Below are 16,240 nucleotides of genomic sequence, written 5' to 3' on the forward strand. Positions count from 1 at the left end.
CTGTTTTGTTAAATTAAAGGGTTGTATTTTCAACATTGGCTTCCGCTCGGGTTGTGTATTTGCTTTGTTGTAGTACGGATTCAATTCGTTGAGCTGCTATTTGTAGTTCCTCATAGGATACATTTAAAGGTGGCAGCAAGCGTAAGACTTGTGCTCCTGCAGGGACGGCAAGTAAACCTTTTTCTCTCAGCTCTTCGATGATCGCCGGAACTGGTGTATTCACTTCAATGCCAATCATTAGTCCCTGGCCGCGTATTTCGTGGACAGGTGCCAAGGGAAGCAGACGCGCTTGCAATTCCTTTTGAAAAAAAGCTCCTCGTTCCTCGACTTCCTTTAAAAAATGATAATTAAATACCGTCCCAAGTGTAGCTTTCACAGCAGTCATACCTAATGGGTTTCCTCCAAATGTTGAGCCATGTGAACCTGGATTGAAGGAAGCTGCTAGTGGTTCCTTACCGATCATCGCCCCAACTGGGAAGCCACTCCCAAGGCCTTTTGCGGAGGTTACAATGTCAGGATCGAGCTCCACATGCTGATACGCAAAAGGGGCACCTGTGCGTCCGATTCCTGTTTGTACTTCATCGATAATGAGCAAAGCACCAATCTCCTGACATTTCTGCTGAACGGCTTCAAGAAACTTAGGGGTTCCAGCTACAACGCCGCCTTCTCCTTGGATCACTTCAACCATAATGGCTGCTGCATCATCATTTTGGAGTTGTTGTAGTGCTTCCACATCATTAAATGGCAAGTATTCAAACGTCGGCAGCAATGTTCCGAAGCCTTCGTGAACTTTATCTTGCCCTGTTGCACTCATCGTTGCGAAGGTTCGCCCATGAAAGGATTGCTTAAAGGTGATAATCTTCTCTTTGCCTGTATGTTTTCGTGCCAGTTTGATTGCTGCTTCATTGGCCTCTGCCCCACTATTACAAAAGAATACATAATCTAGATTCGTCACGTTTGTTAGAAGCTCTGCTGCTTCCTGCTGTATAGGGATCTCATACAAATTCGACACGTGCCACAGTTTATTAAGCTGCTCCTCCATCGCTTGTTGGACAGCTGGAGGACGATGGCCTAAATTGCACACCGCAATGCCTGATACAAAATCCAAGTATTCTTTTCCTTGATCATCCACAACCGTCGTTCCGTTCCCCGATACAAGTGTCAGTGGAAATCGATTGTATGTTGGAAATAAACTCATTCAACCTCCTCCTTTCGCTTTGATCGAATTTTTGTCCCGACCATTTGGTCCTGCTGAATCAGTGGCTGTTCTCCGCTTACTATCCTCACTTCCTGAAGTTGATCAGACAGCGCCTCGACAGCTGACTTCACCTTCGGAATCATCCCTCCGTATATCCCACCATTTTCTATCAGTGAGGTTATCTCGCTTGGCGTAGTTTCCTTCACGACAGCACCTTGACGCATGATTCCGGGTACATCTGTCACAAATAACAATTTCTCAGCATTCATAGCCTTGGCTACTGCTGCCGCTGCAAGATCCGCATTAATATTGAGGGTTTGCCCGCCTTGCGTTTTTCCAAGTGGGGCAAGGACAGGCAGATAATCCGCCTCCAGAAACCGGAGCAGCAGATCGGTTTCTACCTGTTCAATCTTTCCGACATAGCCCCATTTTTGCTGATCAACATAGCTTGCAGTTAATATCGATGCATCAGACCCCTTTATACCAACCGCCCGAATCGATTGCCTCCCAAGATTTGAGGTGATTTGCGCGTTCACCTTCCCGCTCATCACCATTTCAACCACTTCAAGACTCTCTGTTGTGGTTTTTCTAGAGCCCTCATGGAACTCGGATTCAATTTTCAGACGGTCCAGCATCGACGTAATCGCCGGACCTCCACCATGAACAATGATGCAATGGTAATGCTTGCGCAGCACCGTAAAGCTTTGGTAAAACTCTTCTGATAACCGATCAAGCATGCTCCCTCCAAGCTTCACAACAACAAAAGGCTTCTCGTTACGTTCGGTAGCTAGCGTTAATTTTGACATAGTCATACGTCAAATCGCACCCCCAAGCCGTTCCCACTCCATCACCCTCATGGAGGCCTATCGTAATCGTCACCTTTTCCTTACTCATGTCTTCCTTCGCCTGCTCTTCTGAAAAAGGACACGGGGTGCCTTGACTGAAAACAAGCTGATCTTCAATGGAAATGCTGCACATGTCTGCGTTGACCTTTGCCTCGCTATAGCCAACGGCACCGACGATCCTTCCCCAGTTGGCATCCATTCCGTACACGGCTGTCTTCACTAAGTTCGAGCCGACAACATTCTTCGCAATGATTCTTGCTTCCTGATTTGAAGCGGCACCTGTTACGTTTACTTCAATTAATTTCGTTGCCCCTTCGCCATCCCTTGCGATTTGCTTTGCCAAATCCTCGCAGACAATCTGAAGTGTTTGTTGAAAAGCTGGCCAATCCGGGTGCTGTGGTGTTAAAGGCTCATGGGTAATGCCACCATTCGCAAGAGCAAGCACCATATCGTTCGTGGATGTTTCCCCATCGACCGTAATTTGGTTAAAAGATTTTTCAATTGACTGACTTAGGGCCGTTTGTAAGTATTCAGATTCAACCGTTGCATCCGTCGTAATAAAGCCGAGCATTGTCGCCATATTAGGGTGAATCATTCCAGATCCTTTCGCTGCACCTGCGATGGTCACTGTTTTACCATCAATATTCAGTTGATAACATGATTTCTTCTCTTTCGTATCTGTTGTCAAAATCGCTTGTTGAAAATCTTTGGCTCCGTTTTTATTTGGCTGTACTTTCTGGGCTCCATAAGTGATTTTATCCATCGGAAGCTGTTCCCCTATTACACCCGTTGAGGTAACAGCCACATATGATTTCGGAATAGAGAAGCGATCAGCGATCAGTTCTCTCATTTCATAAGCATTTGCAAGCCCCTGTTCACCTGTACAGGCATTCGCTATGGCACTATTAATGGCTACCGCCTGCAGTTTACTTGAAGCGGCGATGCTCTCTTGCGTTACTTTAAGGGGAGGAGCCTGAAAATGACTTTGCGTATAAACAGCTGCGACGGAGGCAGGCTGATCGCTCATAAGTAAGCCGAAATCCTTTTTCACACGCCTGAGGCCACTATGCAGGCCACCCGCCGTAAAGCCTACAGGCGTTACAATCGTTCCTTCTTCCACTTTTTCAATCGTGTATGCCTCCGTTGCTTGCATCAATTGACCTCTCCTTTTCGATAATCATGGATAAACAGGCACATGAAGAAGGCCCGTCGTTTCTTCTATCCCCATTACTAGATTCATATTTTGTACAGCCTGGCTCGCTGCCCCTTTCATTAAATTGTCAATCACAGAAACAATCGTTACTCGCTGTGTACGCTCATCAATGCTTGCAGCCATATCACAATAATTCGATGCATAAACATCCTTTGTGGAAGGATATTGCCCTTGTTTTCTAACCCTAATAAAAGGATGTTCGCCATAATAGGCTTGGTAACAATCATGCATTTGTTGAGCGGATACATCCTTTGTCAGCTCTCCGTACATCGTTGCCATAATCCCTCTCGTCATCGGGATCAGATGAGTGGAAAAGGTAACTGGTGATACTGCCTCATTCCAAATCGTAAGCTGTTGCTCGATTTCTGGAATATGCTGATGCTGATTAACCTTGTAAATTTGCAGATTTTCCTGTGTATGAGCAAAATGAGTGATCGCACTTGGATTTTTCCCCGCACCAGACACTCCCGTCTTCGCATCAATGATGATTCGGTTTGGATCTAAAAGCCTTTCATTCACCAAAGGGCCTAGTCCAAGCAGGGCGGCAGTTGGAAAGCATCCAGGATTTGCAATGATTTTCGCAGCTTTGATCGCTTCCTTGTTCCATTCCGGCAAACCGTAAATCGCCCGTTGAAGCACTGATTCAGGTGCTGCCTCTTTCTTGTACCATTGTGTGTAAACTTCCTGGCTGGGGAGGCGAAGGTCCCCGGATAAGTCGATCACTTTCGCTTTTTTGCCTATAAGGTTTGGGGTTAGCTCGCTTGACACGCCAGCAGGTGTAGCTAGAAAAATGACATCAAGTTCTTCTTTCATATGTTCTGGCTCTAATGGCTGCAGTTGATCTTGCATCGTATTCAAATGGCTGTATGTTTCGTTCACATTCTCCCCTGCTTGTGAGGAAGAATATAAGCTAATGGACTGAATAGAAGGGTGTGAGGATAACAATCTAAAAAGCTCTACTCCGCCATATCCAGTCGCTCCAACGATTCCTATTTTCAAGCTGCCGGCTCCTTTCGTATATAAATGTATATTTATTAATAATACCGTATAATTATGCTATTATTCCTTTTTAAGTGCAAATTGTCAATAGGTTATGAGAAAGTTTCTGAATTTTTTCGGCTTTAAGGGTAGAAAGACCGAGCATGAAATCCGGATTAGGTACAAATTGGCTTTCCTTTTTTTGGATATATGCAATTATCGCTCTATTTCCTGCAATTATTGTTTTTTTATGTGCAATTATCACCCAGTTCCATGCAATTCCCAGCGAATTTCGTGCAATTGTATTGCTCTTTTTATAACCTCAAACGCATCATAAGCACTTATTAACGCAAAAAAAGGCCAGCCGAAGCTGACCTTTTTCTGCATCATTTATAATCCAAAATTTTGGAATATGTTTTTTTGTGGGATCGAATACACTTCGCGGCCCATCAAATGGTTAATGATCACCTTATTCCGATGCACCGACAGACCAAGGTTTGTTGAGCCAACACCATGCGTATGTGAAATCCCGCTGTGAACATAGATTTCATTGGTTGAGTCATCTGTTTTCTTCAGTCGATAGTCCGCTTCAACCTTATAACGTCCTTCTTCATCCCATTCAAGAAAATCGCCTAAATAATGAACAAAGTCTGGCACGTTAGGCTTATAGCCGGTTGCCGTAATCACAACATCACTTTCATGTGTGAATTCTTGCTTTTTTTGCGTGTGATAACAGGTGATTTCGTAACCATTGCTGTCTTGCCTTGGCTTAATGTCCTTCACTTCACTGAGTACCTGAAGTCCGACATCAAGCTCGTCACCGCCTACCGAGTACTCATATAAGAGATTGTAGATGTCATTAATGGTATGATTACTGATTCCCTTATAATATAACCCTTGCGTTGCAAAGATCTCGTCTTTTTGCTTTTGTGGCAATTGGTAAAAGTAATTCACATAATCGGGTGAAAAGTGCTCGAGGCTCAGCTTGGATTCTTCCATCGAAGCGAAGCCTGATGAACGGGTAATCCAGTCGAGCCTGTAAGCGTAGTCCTGTTGTTCTTTCAACAGCTCGCGGAAGGTTTCGGCGGCACTCTGTCCGGAGCCAACGACGGTGATTGACTTAGCGTTTCGGCAACGTTCTCGGTTAGGGAGGAAATCTGCGGTGTGGAACACATCTTCAGCAGGGAGATCCTTAAACGACTTTGGCATAACAGGTACGGAGCCTGTGCCCATAACGAGGTGCCTTGATTTAAATTCGCTCGTTTGGTTGGTAGCGAGATTGAGCACTTCTACTTTGAAGTAGTCCTCGTTGTCATTGATGTGATGTATGCCGGTGACGCGTTGGCCGAACTTGCAGCTTGGGAGCCTGCGCGTGACCCATTGGCAATATTCATTATATTCACGTCGTGGGATGTCGAGTCGTTGCAGGAAATAGAATTGGTACATGCGTTCGTTTTCGTTAATGTAGTTAAGAAAGCTGTGTTTATTGGTTGGATCGGCCATGGTTACGAGGTCTGCGATGAAGGGGACTTGCATTTTAGTACCTTCTATAAGCATGCCTGGGTGCCAGTCGAAGTTGCCTTTTTGTTCGAAAAAGAGACTGTCGACACTGTCTATGTCGTCTAAGAGTGCGGCCAGGCTCAAGTTAAAGGGGCCTACTCCCACCCCGATTAAGTCGTACATTTTGTCTTGTTGTTGTTCCATAATTACACTACTCCTTTTTCTGAAAAGGTCCCATTCCAGAACACTACTCCAATGTTAACATATTCCTAAGTAAACGGTGACATAGGGTTGGGAGGAGCCTTGTTTAAGAGCCAGGCTTATATTTTCTCTTCCATTTCTCTAATTATAAGCCACTGTTTGTTCACTTTACGCCAGTTTTCTATAGTAAGCAGGCGGCTCATTTCTTCTCGCTCTCTGTTAAGTAGTACTTGTTCATAAAATACGACAACATTGTCATTGTTCCTTAATCGGGTGATTCGGTTATTAAGTCTTTTTGTAAAACTACGAGCGGATTCTACAGAAGCCCGCATTCCTTCTACCGCTTCCTTACGATCAAAATACATAGGATGCTGGTTTTCAGAGAAGAAGGTAACATAGTAATCCGTATGCATTCTTCTTTCGATGGTAGAAGTATCTCCGTTTTTCAAAGCTTTAGACCACTCTGTCAAAAATTGATCATGCATAACCGTGAACTCCTTTCTTGCATCATTCACTTAACTTCCTCCTTCGTCAGTTCTTTTCCCATGATCACTAAGGGTGGGAGGTTTGGAATGACAGCTGCTCGGGCTTTCACAACCTGCCAGGCGTTCTTTTTATAGAATTGGATAGCAGGGAGATTATCAGTAGATGTAGTCAAAATGGAGGTAGCGTGGCTTGTGGTCTTTAATAATTCATCAAGGAGCACACGCCCAATACCCCTCTTTCTGCTCTCAGGGGCCACAGCTAGTTCTACAAATTCAAAACAGTTGTCCAGCCATTGAATTCGTTCCTCTGCATTCAACTGCAATTGTAATTTCCCTTGGTAAAATTGACCTGGCAGAGAGGAATACCCATAAGCAAAACCTAATACTTTTCCACTCTCCCTCACATATTTTATCCCTGAAAACCCTTCATATGTAGAATGCTTGATTATTGTTTGGAGGACTTTTTCTGCGTTTTCCTTTTTAAAGGACTGGCAGTAAATTTCCACAATTGCTTCTAGATCCTTATCCGTGTTAGTAAACGGTTTTATCTTCATGTGCATCAATCCTTTTTGTATTGCCTCATTAGTTTAGACTTTCTTCTTAAAAATCTATTTTCCTTCCTGAAACCTGTATTTGATTATAAGTGTGTGTTCAAAACCCCCATGCCTTACCAGACACCTCGATGTATGAAAATGGATATAGTGGGGGTTGTAGCGTTTATTCCTGAGAGTATGTTAAGAAGAAAAAAAAAGAGTGGTTCGTATATTTCAAATTGGCAGAGTTTTTATTCCGTAACGACTTGGAACGATCGAAGAAGTGGTACGAAGTGAATTTGCGTGTAGAAAAAGTGGATGAATGGGCAACTCTTTTAGTATAGTTAGTGAAAAGCCTCGCTCTCCATTTCATCCTGAGGAGATTAAAAAAACTGCAGGAGCAGAACGGTACCCCTAGTTGAACGTATTGTTAACCGAAATGTGGTATTTAAATGGGTAAGAACAGGATTTTTCATTAGGAAAATGGACTACTTTTAAGCTTGTCCATGTAGCGGTTGATCGGGGTGTTAGTTGGTGTGTGAAACAGTGCTATCCAGTAAATACACATGGGGCATATGGAGTAATTGAGAAAGTGTTATTCATTTTGTTGGCCCTTTATCTTCATAACACCAGAAATAAGCAGCAATACAGCTCCAATGCCTACAAACACGGAGTCTATATCAAATAATGGTGTTTGTGCATCAGAAACCCAAAAGCCGACACCAATCACGAACAACAGCCATCCTGCAATCGAAATTTTCCTTTGCATGACTCATACACCTCTCTTTGCTTATTTGCTGTGCTAATTTTATCAAATACTTACCCCATTTCTCTTATCTTAACACGTTTGAAACAAATTTTTCCTTATTCGCACCCTTAATAAAGACTAATAATGACCAAGATTTATTCGAAAAGAGGAACTATCTAGTTAGGAGTATGCTATGTGGAGGATTCAATTAAACTAACCACTATACGGAAAAGAAACAATTATTTACCATATATTCTTCTGGCAGACGAAACGGAAGACATCATTAAAGAATACATCAATGAAGGAGAGATGTTCTCTATTGAATATAATGGCAGAATCGTAGGGGTTTGCCTGTTTATATTTCCTTCTCTTCTTAGTGTTGAGTTGAAGAACTTTGCTATCGATTCGGATTATCAGGGAAAGGGCTTAGGAAAACTTGTAGTAAAAAAAGCTTTCAAGCTATATAAAGATAAAGGGCTTCATGACATGGTTGTCGGAACTGCAAACTCTAGTATAGCCAACTTAGCCTTTTATCAAAAAGCTGGCTTCCGTATCGATGATATATACAAAGACTTTTTCGCTCGCTATCCTGAACCTATTTACGAGGACGGAATTCAAGCACTGGATATGATTCGCTTTAGAAAAAAGCTCACATAAAACTGTGAGCTTTTCGTTCTAAGTTGGTATTCCATTCCACCTCAGGTCATCCATAATATGGATGACCTGAGGTGGAATAATTAAACATATTAATCTAGAAACTTATCGAGCTCTTTCTTGACGGTAGTAGCTTCGGAGCCGATTACAATTTGAATGCTTTGTTTATCGATTTTAATTACTCCATGAGCACCGGTTTGCTTGATGCGATCTTCATCAACAACCTCTACATCTTTTAATTCTAAACGAAGTCGTGTCATGCAGTGGTCATTGGAGAGGACATTTTCTTTCCCACCAATAGACTCAAGGATCTTCTTAGCCATATATTCATGGTTCGAGTGGGTCAATTCTAATTCTTTTTCTTTGTCGGCAGCTACCTCATCAAATTCGAGATCTTCTCCCCTGCCGATCACTGGAATATCTTTTTTCACGATTAGTGTATAGAAGGTGAAGTAATACAATCCAAAGAAGACAAATCCTATTGGGATGATCCATAATCCTCCATCTGATAAATTGAGGTTTAAGAAATAATCAATCGCCCCTGCTCCCCATGAAAATCCGTGCCTAATATGGAGAATATAAAGGACAGCTCCTGCTAATCCAGTGTAAACCGAATGCAAAAAGTATAATAATGGCGAAGTGAATAGAAATGTAAATTCAATTGGTTCCGTAATCCCCGTTACAACTGAGGTGGCGGCCCCCGAGGACATAAGTGATTTCGTTTCTTGTTTTCTCTTTTTCGCTGCCTTCGTAATTGCTAATGCAATTGCGGGAATTCCAAACATCATTGTAATGAAGAATCCACCTATGAAGTAACCGGCTGTTGGATCACCACTTAAGAATCGGGTAATCTCACCTGCCACAACTTCTCCGGAAGCGGTTTCATATTCACCCAAACCAAAGTAAACATAGGTATTTAACACGTGATGCAAACCAAATGGTAATAAGAAACGATTCAGGAATCCAAATATAAAGATTCCCAGGGCTCCTAGACCCATTAATGTTTTACTGAATGTGTCAATTCCTGCTTGAGCATAGGGCCAGACGACGGACATGATTCCGGCTACGGGAATCATAGTGAAAATAATCATCGTAATCGGAAATTTTTCTCCACTGAAGAAGGCAAACATACTTGGCAGTTTTGTATCTTTAAATTTGTTGTAAATATAAGCAGCCATCAGACCCGCCAGGACTCCCCCGAAGACACTCATATTTAACTCGGGATCCATAACCTTGAGTCCTTCTTTCAATACGATAATAGCAAGGAAACCTGTCAGTGCTGGTATCCCTTTGTCCTTTGTTTTCGCAAGACCCATGGCAATACCGATGGCGATTAACGCATCCATTTGGGCTAAAATAACTCCCGAAGCCTGAAATAATGGAATATCAAGCATATCCTCAGCTGTTATTCGAAGCAGTAACCCAGCAATAGGCAAGGCCACAATAGGAACCAGTAACGACTTTCCAAATTTTTGAAGAAAGCTTTTCATTGTTTGTTCCCCCTCATAAATAATTGTTCCTTAAAGCGCTTTAAACGTCGTTAATTGAATATCTGACCGTGCTTCAATCAATCGGGCGATCCTTGAATCTGTCAAAAACTCCAGCTCGTCTACCCGTGGATAGGTGAAGGAAGATGTCGATAACAGCTGCTTATCTAAATAAGCCGGATGTGTCATCACTTCTACTGAGTTATGTTCGGTGAATAGCTCATCGAGAGAATGATCATCCTTTAAAGCAGTCTCAATTAAATAGGAAAAATAATCTGTTGTTTGTACCTCTTGTTGATCCAAATTATTACGTACAGGTAACCCATACTCTTTAGCAAGCTTCATGAATACTTGAGGCATCTCACCAAAGGAATTGATATGGTGGTGACTATCTAGGTGAGTAGGCTGCAATCCATAGGATAGGAACTTTTCGATTTGCGCCTTCCACTCGGCATACACCTCGCCATAATCAATTGTGAAAGCTCCCTTATAGAAGTTCAATTTTCGAAAATCACCCTCGGCATCAACGATAGTTCTATGATTTCCCAGTAATGGTCTTCCATAAGTTAATACGAGATGTACACCGACCCCAAGCTCGGGGTTCTGTCTGGCCAATGAAGCTGCGTGATCTGCACCTGGCATGTTTGACATAAAGGTTGTAGAGGTTAACACACCATACTGATAAGCGTCGATTATGCCATAGTTCACCCCTCTTGAATAACCAAAATCATCCGCATTAATAATCAGCTTTTTCATAAAGCATCCCTCCTCGTAGCTTGAATCACTTCTTAAATCTTGGCCAATACTTCTCATTAGCAACGATCAAGTCATCTACAATTTCTTTAGCCTTCGTTGCGCTGATTACTGTACGATTTAGCGTAAGTGCTTGAACGAGCTTCTGATAACTTGTTTCAAAATAGGCGTCAACAACTTGTTGTTCATAGGCTAACTGCCCCTCAATTAATCCTTTGTAGAAAGTAGGGATTTCTCCAACGGAAAAAGGCTTTGGGCCGCTGCTAGTTAAAAGGGCTGGTACTTCTACCATTGCATTCGCTGGTAGATTTGGGATGACCCCATTGTTTTCTACCAATACTATGAATCTCTCACCTAGATTGTATGCAAGTGATTCAGCTGCCTTAACCATAAACACACCGTGAACATCAACGTGTAACTCTTCCTCTCTGGCTGTCCCCTTGTCGATGATACGCTCACAGAGATCGTGTACATGCTTCTGACGGCCTTCAATGACTTGTCTAGCCCGTGTGTGATTAGGATCCTCCTTTTCTACCATTGCTTCTGGATAAAGGTAATATTGTAAATACGTATTTGGTAGAAATTCAGGAAAATCAATCAGCATTTGGCGAGCCTGATCGAACGTCTTTTGCCAGGAGATATCATTGGCAATTGCTTCATCTTCTGGAGAGAAACCCGTATCAATAATCCGTTCTTTCAAGCGTTCAGTAAGATCATTCCCTTCTTTATCATAAATTTTTGTAAACCACCCAAAATGATTCAGTCCGAAGTATTCCGGCACAATATCCCATACATCAATTCCGAGAATTTTTGCGTAACTAATCATGATGGCAATCGGCATATCGCAGATGTTGAGTAAACGATCATCTTTCGGAAATTCCCTGTTGAGTGCCTCCGCAACAATTGCTGCTGGATTTGTATAATTAAGAATCCAAGCATTCGGCGAGAAGCGGCGAACATCATTTACAAGCTCGATCATATCCTTAATGGAGCGCAATCCATAAGCCATCCCTCCAGGGCCGCACGTCTCCTGGCCAACGACTCCATGTCTTAAAGCAATCTGTTCATCTTGCTCTCGCATTGCTAAACCGCCAGTACGGATTTGGACAAAAACAAAATCTACATTTTCAAAGGCTTCTTTTTTATCAGTAGTATAAGAGAACGATTCTAATTCTGAGTAACGTTCTTTAAATAGGATTTCTGTTGCTTTAGCATTTCGCTCCTGGCGTTGCTCATCAGTATCATAGAACACGACTTCCTTTAAGGGAAAACGGTCTTTCTCAGCTATCAAACTCATCATCATACCCATTGTGTACGTGCTTCCACTACCGACAACAACTAAGCGCTGTTTCCTCATGTACATGCCCCTTCCATTCATCTCTTACATCATTTATAACACTATTATAATACATATTCAATACCAATTATGCATTATATTTGTATTATAAAATAAGAAATTAAGTCATAAAAATAATTTTTCGGCATATGGAGGATGAAATAAACTGCAGAATCCGTTATAGTTGTGTTAACGATCAATACAAATCCAATACATAATTCCATGGTGGTGATCAACTTGAATGCAAATACACCTTTATATAAACAAGTCGCCAAAAAAATTAAGAACGATATCATTACAGCAAAGCTTAATAAGGATGAGGCCATCCCTTCAGAGAACAAGCTTTCTACAAAATATCAAGTCAGCCGAGTAACAATTAGGCAATCCATAAAGTTGTTAGTTGAAGAAGACATTCTCTATCGGGTTCGTGGCAGTGGCACATATGTAAAGAATCAAAAAATTGAACATGATATTTACCGTTTACAAAGTTTTACAGAGGAAATGACACACTTAAACCAGACACCTACAAACCAAGTCCTTGATTTTAATATGCTGGATCCTGAAGATCAGTTGAAAGAAACACTGCAGCTTGAAAGTGGGGAGAAGGTCTTCTTTATTCGAAGATTACGATGCGTGGACAACGAACCTATGATTCTAGAGGAAACGTATATGCCTGTTTCCTTGTTCCCTGATCTATCCGTGGATGTCATGACTCGCTCAAAATACAAATATGTAGAAAATAAAGGCTATGTCATTAAAGAGCGGCAAGGGGAGATTCTACCGTTATCCCCTAATGAGGAGTTGAAGAGGATCCTTCAGTTAGAAGGGGATGCATCCATTCTATCCATGAATTTATGGGCTTATTTTAATGATGATACGATCTTTGAGTACACACGACTGTATTTCAGAAGTGAGAAATATACGTTTAAATTCACATCTAAACGTTTCTAACTTAAAGATAGGATTTATCTAAAAAAGCTCACGAATATTGAAGCATTGAAAAACTACTTTTCAATGACAAGGCATTTAATGAGATAGTTGCGGTTTTGGGAGATTTTTTGTTTATTTCACTCGTTTTATATACGATTTGACGTGATATATATGCACGATTTAAAGTCATGTATGCGTATGTACAAATTCACCCATTCTATTTATGCCTACTTCTTGAAGCTCATGGGGTGTCATACTCTGAATTAACTCGATTTGGATGATATCTAAAATCGGAAGCTCTTTTACGTGTCCCATCGGCATAATAACCGCGTCACAGAGAAATTTTTGCTCTCTGATAAGAATTTCTTCTGTCGTTTTGGGTGACTTGTGAACCTGGAGTGTTTCCGTTCTTCTCACAAACACAAGGAGGCCCGGGAAATGGCGAGACTCCTGTAGGATGAACATGACAGGTGAGACCCCGGAGGACGGAGTCCGAGGAGACTCAGCGGATGCCTACGGAAAGCGAGTGATTTCCCGGACCTCCTTCTCCATCCAAGGAAACGGAAACATATCTCGAGATAGAGTCTTCCAGATTACTGCCTTTAACCTAATAAAAATGATTTCAAATTTCCTACTTGACTAGGTTTAGGGAGGTACTTCCTTTTTTGCGTTTTGAATCCCTTGGGGCAGAAGGGGCTTAAATTATGAAATTGATTCAACTATAGTATAATTAACTGTTCAAAAAAGTGAAGCCCCTTTCAACATAATAAAAGAACCCATGATAGACTCCTTCTATTGTACACAATAGTAACTCATAGGCCTTGGATTAAGCTGCTTTACACTGTGGACTAACTACTGCTAAATCAGTGAGTTATAATTCTACAGCAAAAGTTGAAGAGAATTCCGCTACCTACCGGATACTTTTGTTGATTTAGCAAACAGGTTTTTATAATTCTCTATTTTTAAGATAAAAGAAGATAGTTAGAAGGTGTAAGCAGAAGTTACCTTAGGAGGAGGCCTTACTGCAAGTTGCATTGGGGTCAATCCGAAACCGTAGCAGAAGAAGAATTCGTCTGTACCTACCAAACCTTTATTTTAAAGTATCCATTAATGAGCTTATTTCTTGAGCAAGGAGTCTCTTTTGTGGGAATTCATGAGGTTTAAAACAAGACTAAGTATAATAGTTCTCAGCTCTCATTATCCGTAGTGTTGGGTAGCATTATCCAACAAATAGATAGAGGTGTGATGATAAAATTAAGCTTAAGTATTTTAGGTTTTACCAATGATATGTCTGGCAATTTTTCTAATTATGGTCTTTACTATTCTCCCATTTTCAGCTACTCAATAAAAGTCTCTATATTAAATAATTTCATATGATTGATGTTTTACACTTGTATATCTATTTAAAAGCTCATCAAGTTGTTGACTGCATTTTATTGTTCTCTTATCAGCCAATCCATACTTCATACCTAGTTCAACCATCTTCTTCTTTTTAACTGAAATAGCTGTTGATAAATCATACCGAACCGGTTCTATCACTTGTGTCATCTATTTTCTTCCTCTCGTGAATGTCATTAGTTAATATAGATCATTAGTCTCAAAACACAACGGTATCATTATGATTACTTATTTAAAATAAATCAACTGATTCTACAAACAAAGTCAATACCTCTCAAAATCAGACATTATTGTTTTTTGGTGTTTAATAAAGTATGTCTGGTACGGGATACTACGTTTATATCATTTTGAGCGTTAAAAGAACCGGTTCTGCCGATATCCAAAAGGAAGGTTAGCTTTTTCTTATATATAACTGCCCATCAAAATCTGACACTCCATGAGAAAAAAATTAGTTAAAAGGCGCAACCTACTACCATAGGCCGCGCCTTTATCGGGTTTATCTAGAAGTCCTGAGACTTTATTTTTTCTTACGGATCCCTATTACGCGGCCAGCTTCCTTCGGCTTTGTTTCAACAGCATACTCATCCGCCAACTGTTTTAACTTCGAAGAAATTTCTTCTGGGAACGGGCCAGGACGTCCGGATTGTTGTTCAATTCCCATCATCATCTGTTCACTGGTAGCTGCCCGTTTACCTTCAGCACCATACAACTCAAGAAAGAGATGGACACGTTTTTCATCATAGTCAAGTACATGTGCGTGGACTTCTAGTGGTTCATTGAATTTCATTTCGGCCAAGTAACAGATATGGTTTTCAAGTGTGAACATGGTATATTGCGCCTTTTCACGAAACGTTTCATTCAAGCCCATTTCACCCATGAATCCATCAACCGCCCAGCTGAAAGCTCGAACATAATCAGCATCATTCATATGGCCATTGTAGTCAATCCATTCTTTACGTACATGATCTTTCAAAACTACTAACGTATTCGTCATTCGTACTCTTCTCCTTTACAATCTGCCGTTCAAATTGGCGGCCGGCCAGTATTTTTCCAACAATTCCTGCAATTCGATTAAAAATTGGTCACGGCGTTTTTCCAATTCTGCCATATCGCAGCCTTCCGTTTGCGCTTCACAACCGGTGATCACCTTTTCAGCCAGTTCATCAGTTAACTCTGGAGCTTCCAGTTTCGTCCATGGAAGCTTCAGGGCTGGTCCGAATTGATGAAGTAAGTGCCTCATCCCTTGTTTTCCTCCGCCCATATGCAAGGTTAGAAATGGCCCCATAAGTGCCCAGCGTAATCCTGGACCGTAAACGATGGAGGCATCGACTTCCTCTGTCGTCGCGACGCCATCATTCACGATGTGCAACGCTTCTCTCCATATCGCCTCCATCAACCTATCTGCCACGTGACCTTCAACTTCTTTTTGAACGATAAGCGGCTTCATGTTGAGACTCTCATAGAATACCCTTGATTTTTCTATGAATATCTGATCTGTTTTCTCACCACCGACAACCTCGACTAGTGGAACTAGATAAACCGGATTAAATGGATGAGCGACCATCACACGCTCCGGGTGTAATGTGCAATCCTGTTGCAGAACACTCGGAACGATCCCCGAAGTGCTTGAGGCAATGATTGCATCCATTTTGGCGTGCTCATCAATTTCTGCAATTACTTGACGTTTCAGCGCGTCTCGCTCCGGTACATTCTCCTGGATAAAATCTGCTTCAGCCACAGCTTTCTTTAAATCCTTTTCAAAAGAAAGGTTAGCTATTGATGCGCCTTCGCTCAGCCCGTACCTTTCCATGGCAGGCCAGGCATTCCGTACTGCTTCGTGCATATTGGATTCCGCTTCTGGCGCAGGGTCTGTTGCCGTCACTGTATAACCGTTCGCCAAAAAACGAGTGATCCAACCAGTGCCTATTACCCCTGTTCCTACTACAGTAATGTGCTTAATCAATGTATTTTGTTGTGCCAT

At 41.7% G+C, this 16,240-nt stretch carries 17 protein-coding genes; 3 read left to right on the forward strand and 14 right to left on the reverse strand.

Going from position 1 to position 16,240, the window contains the following annotated elements; translation table 11 throughout:
- Nucleotides 1-13 precede the first annotated feature (13 nt).
- From MUO14_RS10515 to MUO14_RS10550, 8 genes are all read right to left on the reverse strand, one after another.
- The gene (locus MUO14_RS10515; protein WP_244755168.1) at nt 14-1,198 is read right to left on the reverse strand and encodes an acetylornithine transaminase; all 1,185 of its coding nucleotides are present in this window, start codon (nt 1,196-1,198) and stop codon (nt 14-16) included.
- Complete coding sequence (argB, locus tag MUO14_RS10520) at nt 1,195-2,010, reverse strand: acetylglutamate kinase (protein ID WP_244755169.1); 816 nt, start codon at nt 2,008-2,010, stop codon at nt 1,195-1,197. The genes MUO14_RS10515 and argB overlap by 4 nt, the downstream gene beginning before the upstream one ends.
- Nucleotides 1,973-3,196, reverse strand: a complete 1,224-nt coding sequence (gene argJ / locus MUO14_RS10525; RefSeq protein ID WP_244755170.1) for a bifunctional ornithine acetyltransferase/N-acetylglutamate synthase — start codon at nt 3,194-3,196, stop codon at nt 1,973-1,975. Before argJ ends, argB begins: the two co-directional genes overlap by 38 nt.
- 24 nt (nt 3,197-3,220) lie before the next feature.
- A complete protein-coding gene (gene argC, locus MUO14_RS10530) occupies nt 3,221-4,255 on the reverse strand; it encodes an N-acetyl-gamma-glutamyl-phosphate reductase (protein WP_244755171.1) in 1,035 nt (344 codons plus the stop codon).
- 369 nt (nt 4,256-4,624) lie between these two features.
- On the reverse strand, nt 4,625-5,938 hold the full coding sequence (locus MUO14_RS10535; protein WP_244755172.1) for a lysine N(6)-hydroxylase/L-ornithine N(5)-oxygenase family protein: 1,314 nt from the start codon (nt 5,936-5,938) through the stop codon (nt 4,625-4,627).
- A gap of 116 nt (nt 5,939-6,054) precedes the next feature.
- Nucleotides 6,055-6,450 carry a DUF4440 domain-containing protein gene (locus MUO14_RS10540; RefSeq protein ID WP_244755173.1) on the reverse strand — a complete coding sequence of 132 codons (396 nt, stop codon included), beginning with the start codon at nt 6,448-6,450 and terminating at the stop codon, nt 6,055-6,057.
- Nucleotides 6,447-6,974, reverse strand: a complete 528-nt coding sequence (locus tag MUO14_RS10545; RefSeq protein ID WP_244755174.1) for a GNAT family N-acetyltransferase — start codon at nt 6,972-6,974, stop codon at nt 6,447-6,449. The genes MUO14_RS10540 and MUO14_RS10545 overlap by 4 nt, the downstream gene beginning before the upstream one ends.
- Before the next feature lie 574 nt (nt 6,975-7,548).
- Nucleotides 7,549-7,722, reverse strand: a complete 174-nt coding sequence (locus MUO14_RS10550; protein ID WP_244755175.1) for a hypothetical protein — start codon at nt 7,720-7,722, stop codon at nt 7,549-7,551.
- A gap of 174 nt (nt 7,723-7,896) precedes the next feature.
- Between MUO14_RS10550 and MUO14_RS10555 the strand changes: the two genes are divergently transcribed.
- Entirely contained in the window at nt 7,897-8,358 is a 462-nt protein-coding gene (locus MUO14_RS10555; protein WP_244755176.1) for a GNAT family N-acetyltransferase, read from the forward strand.
- A gap of 89 nt (nt 8,359-8,447) precedes the next feature.
- On the opposite strand, the gene MUO14_RS10560 is transcribed toward MUO14_RS10555, so the two are convergent.
- Genes MUO14_RS10560 through MUO14_RS10570 form a run of 3 tightly spaced genes read right to left on the reverse strand, consistent with a single transcriptional unit; the run spans nt 8,448 to nt 11,952 of the window.
- Nucleotides 8,448-9,845, reverse strand: coding sequence for a PTS transporter subunit EIIC (locus MUO14_RS10560; protein ID WP_244755177.1), 1,398 nt, complete (start codon nt 9,843-9,845; stop codon nt 8,448-8,450).
- 30 nt (nt 9,846-9,875) lie between these two features.
- A complete protein-coding gene (gene chbG / locus MUO14_RS10565) occupies nt 9,876-10,598 on the reverse strand; it encodes a chitin disaccharide deacetylase (RefSeq protein ID WP_244755178.1) in 723 nt (240 codons plus the stop codon).
- A 25-nt stretch (nt 10,599-10,623) separates the two neighbouring features.
- The gene (locus MUO14_RS10570) at nt 10,624-11,952 is read right to left on the reverse strand and encodes a 6-phospho-alpha-glucosidase (RefSeq protein ID WP_244755179.1); all 1,329 of its coding nucleotides are present in this window, start codon (nt 11,950-11,952) and stop codon (nt 10,624-10,626) included.
- A gap of 216 nt (nt 11,953-12,168) precedes the next feature.
- On the opposite strand from MUO14_RS10570, the gene MUO14_RS10575 reads away from it, so the two are divergent.
- Nucleotides 12,169-12,882: a GntR family transcriptional regulator gene (locus tag MUO14_RS10575; protein WP_244755180.1), complete on the forward strand. Its 714-nt coding sequence runs from the start codon at nt 12,169-12,171 to the stop codon at nt 12,880-12,882.
- Nucleotides 12,883-13,890: 1,008 nt separating this feature from the next.
- Entirely contained in the window at nt 13,891-14,025 is a 135-nt protein-coding gene (locus MUO14_RS24295) for a hypothetical protein (RefSeq protein WP_255822189.1), read from the forward strand.
- A 195-nt stretch (nt 14,026-14,220) separates the two neighbouring features.
- Here MUO14_RS24295 and MUO14_RS10580 read toward each other — a convergent pair whose 3' ends face one another.
- From MUO14_RS10580 to MUO14_RS10590, 3 genes are all read right to left on the reverse strand, one after another.
- A complete protein-coding gene (locus tag MUO14_RS10580) occupies nt 14,221-14,409 on the reverse strand; it encodes an aspartyl-phosphate phosphatase Spo0E family protein (RefSeq protein WP_244755181.1) in 189 nt (62 codons plus the stop codon).
- A 367-nt stretch (nt 14,410-14,776) separates the two neighbouring features.
- Nucleotides 14,777-15,253 carry a thioesterase family protein gene (locus MUO14_RS10585; protein ID WP_244755182.1) on the reverse strand — a complete coding sequence of 159 codons (477 nt, stop codon included), beginning with the start codon at nt 15,251-15,253 and terminating at the stop codon, nt 14,777-14,779.
- A 15-nt stretch (nt 15,254-15,268) separates the two neighbouring features.
- Nucleotides 15,269-16,240 carry a 3-hydroxyacyl-CoA dehydrogenase NAD-binding domain-containing protein gene (locus MUO14_RS10590; protein WP_244755183.1) on the reverse strand — a complete coding sequence of 324 codons (972 nt, stop codon included), beginning with the start codon at nt 16,238-16,240 and terminating at the stop codon, nt 15,269-15,271.

The organism is Halobacillus shinanisalinarum, assembly GCF_022919835.1.
Taxonomy (GTDB): Bacteria; Bacillota; Bacilli; order Bacillales; family Halobacillaceae; genus Halobacillus_A; species Halobacillus_A shinanisalinarum.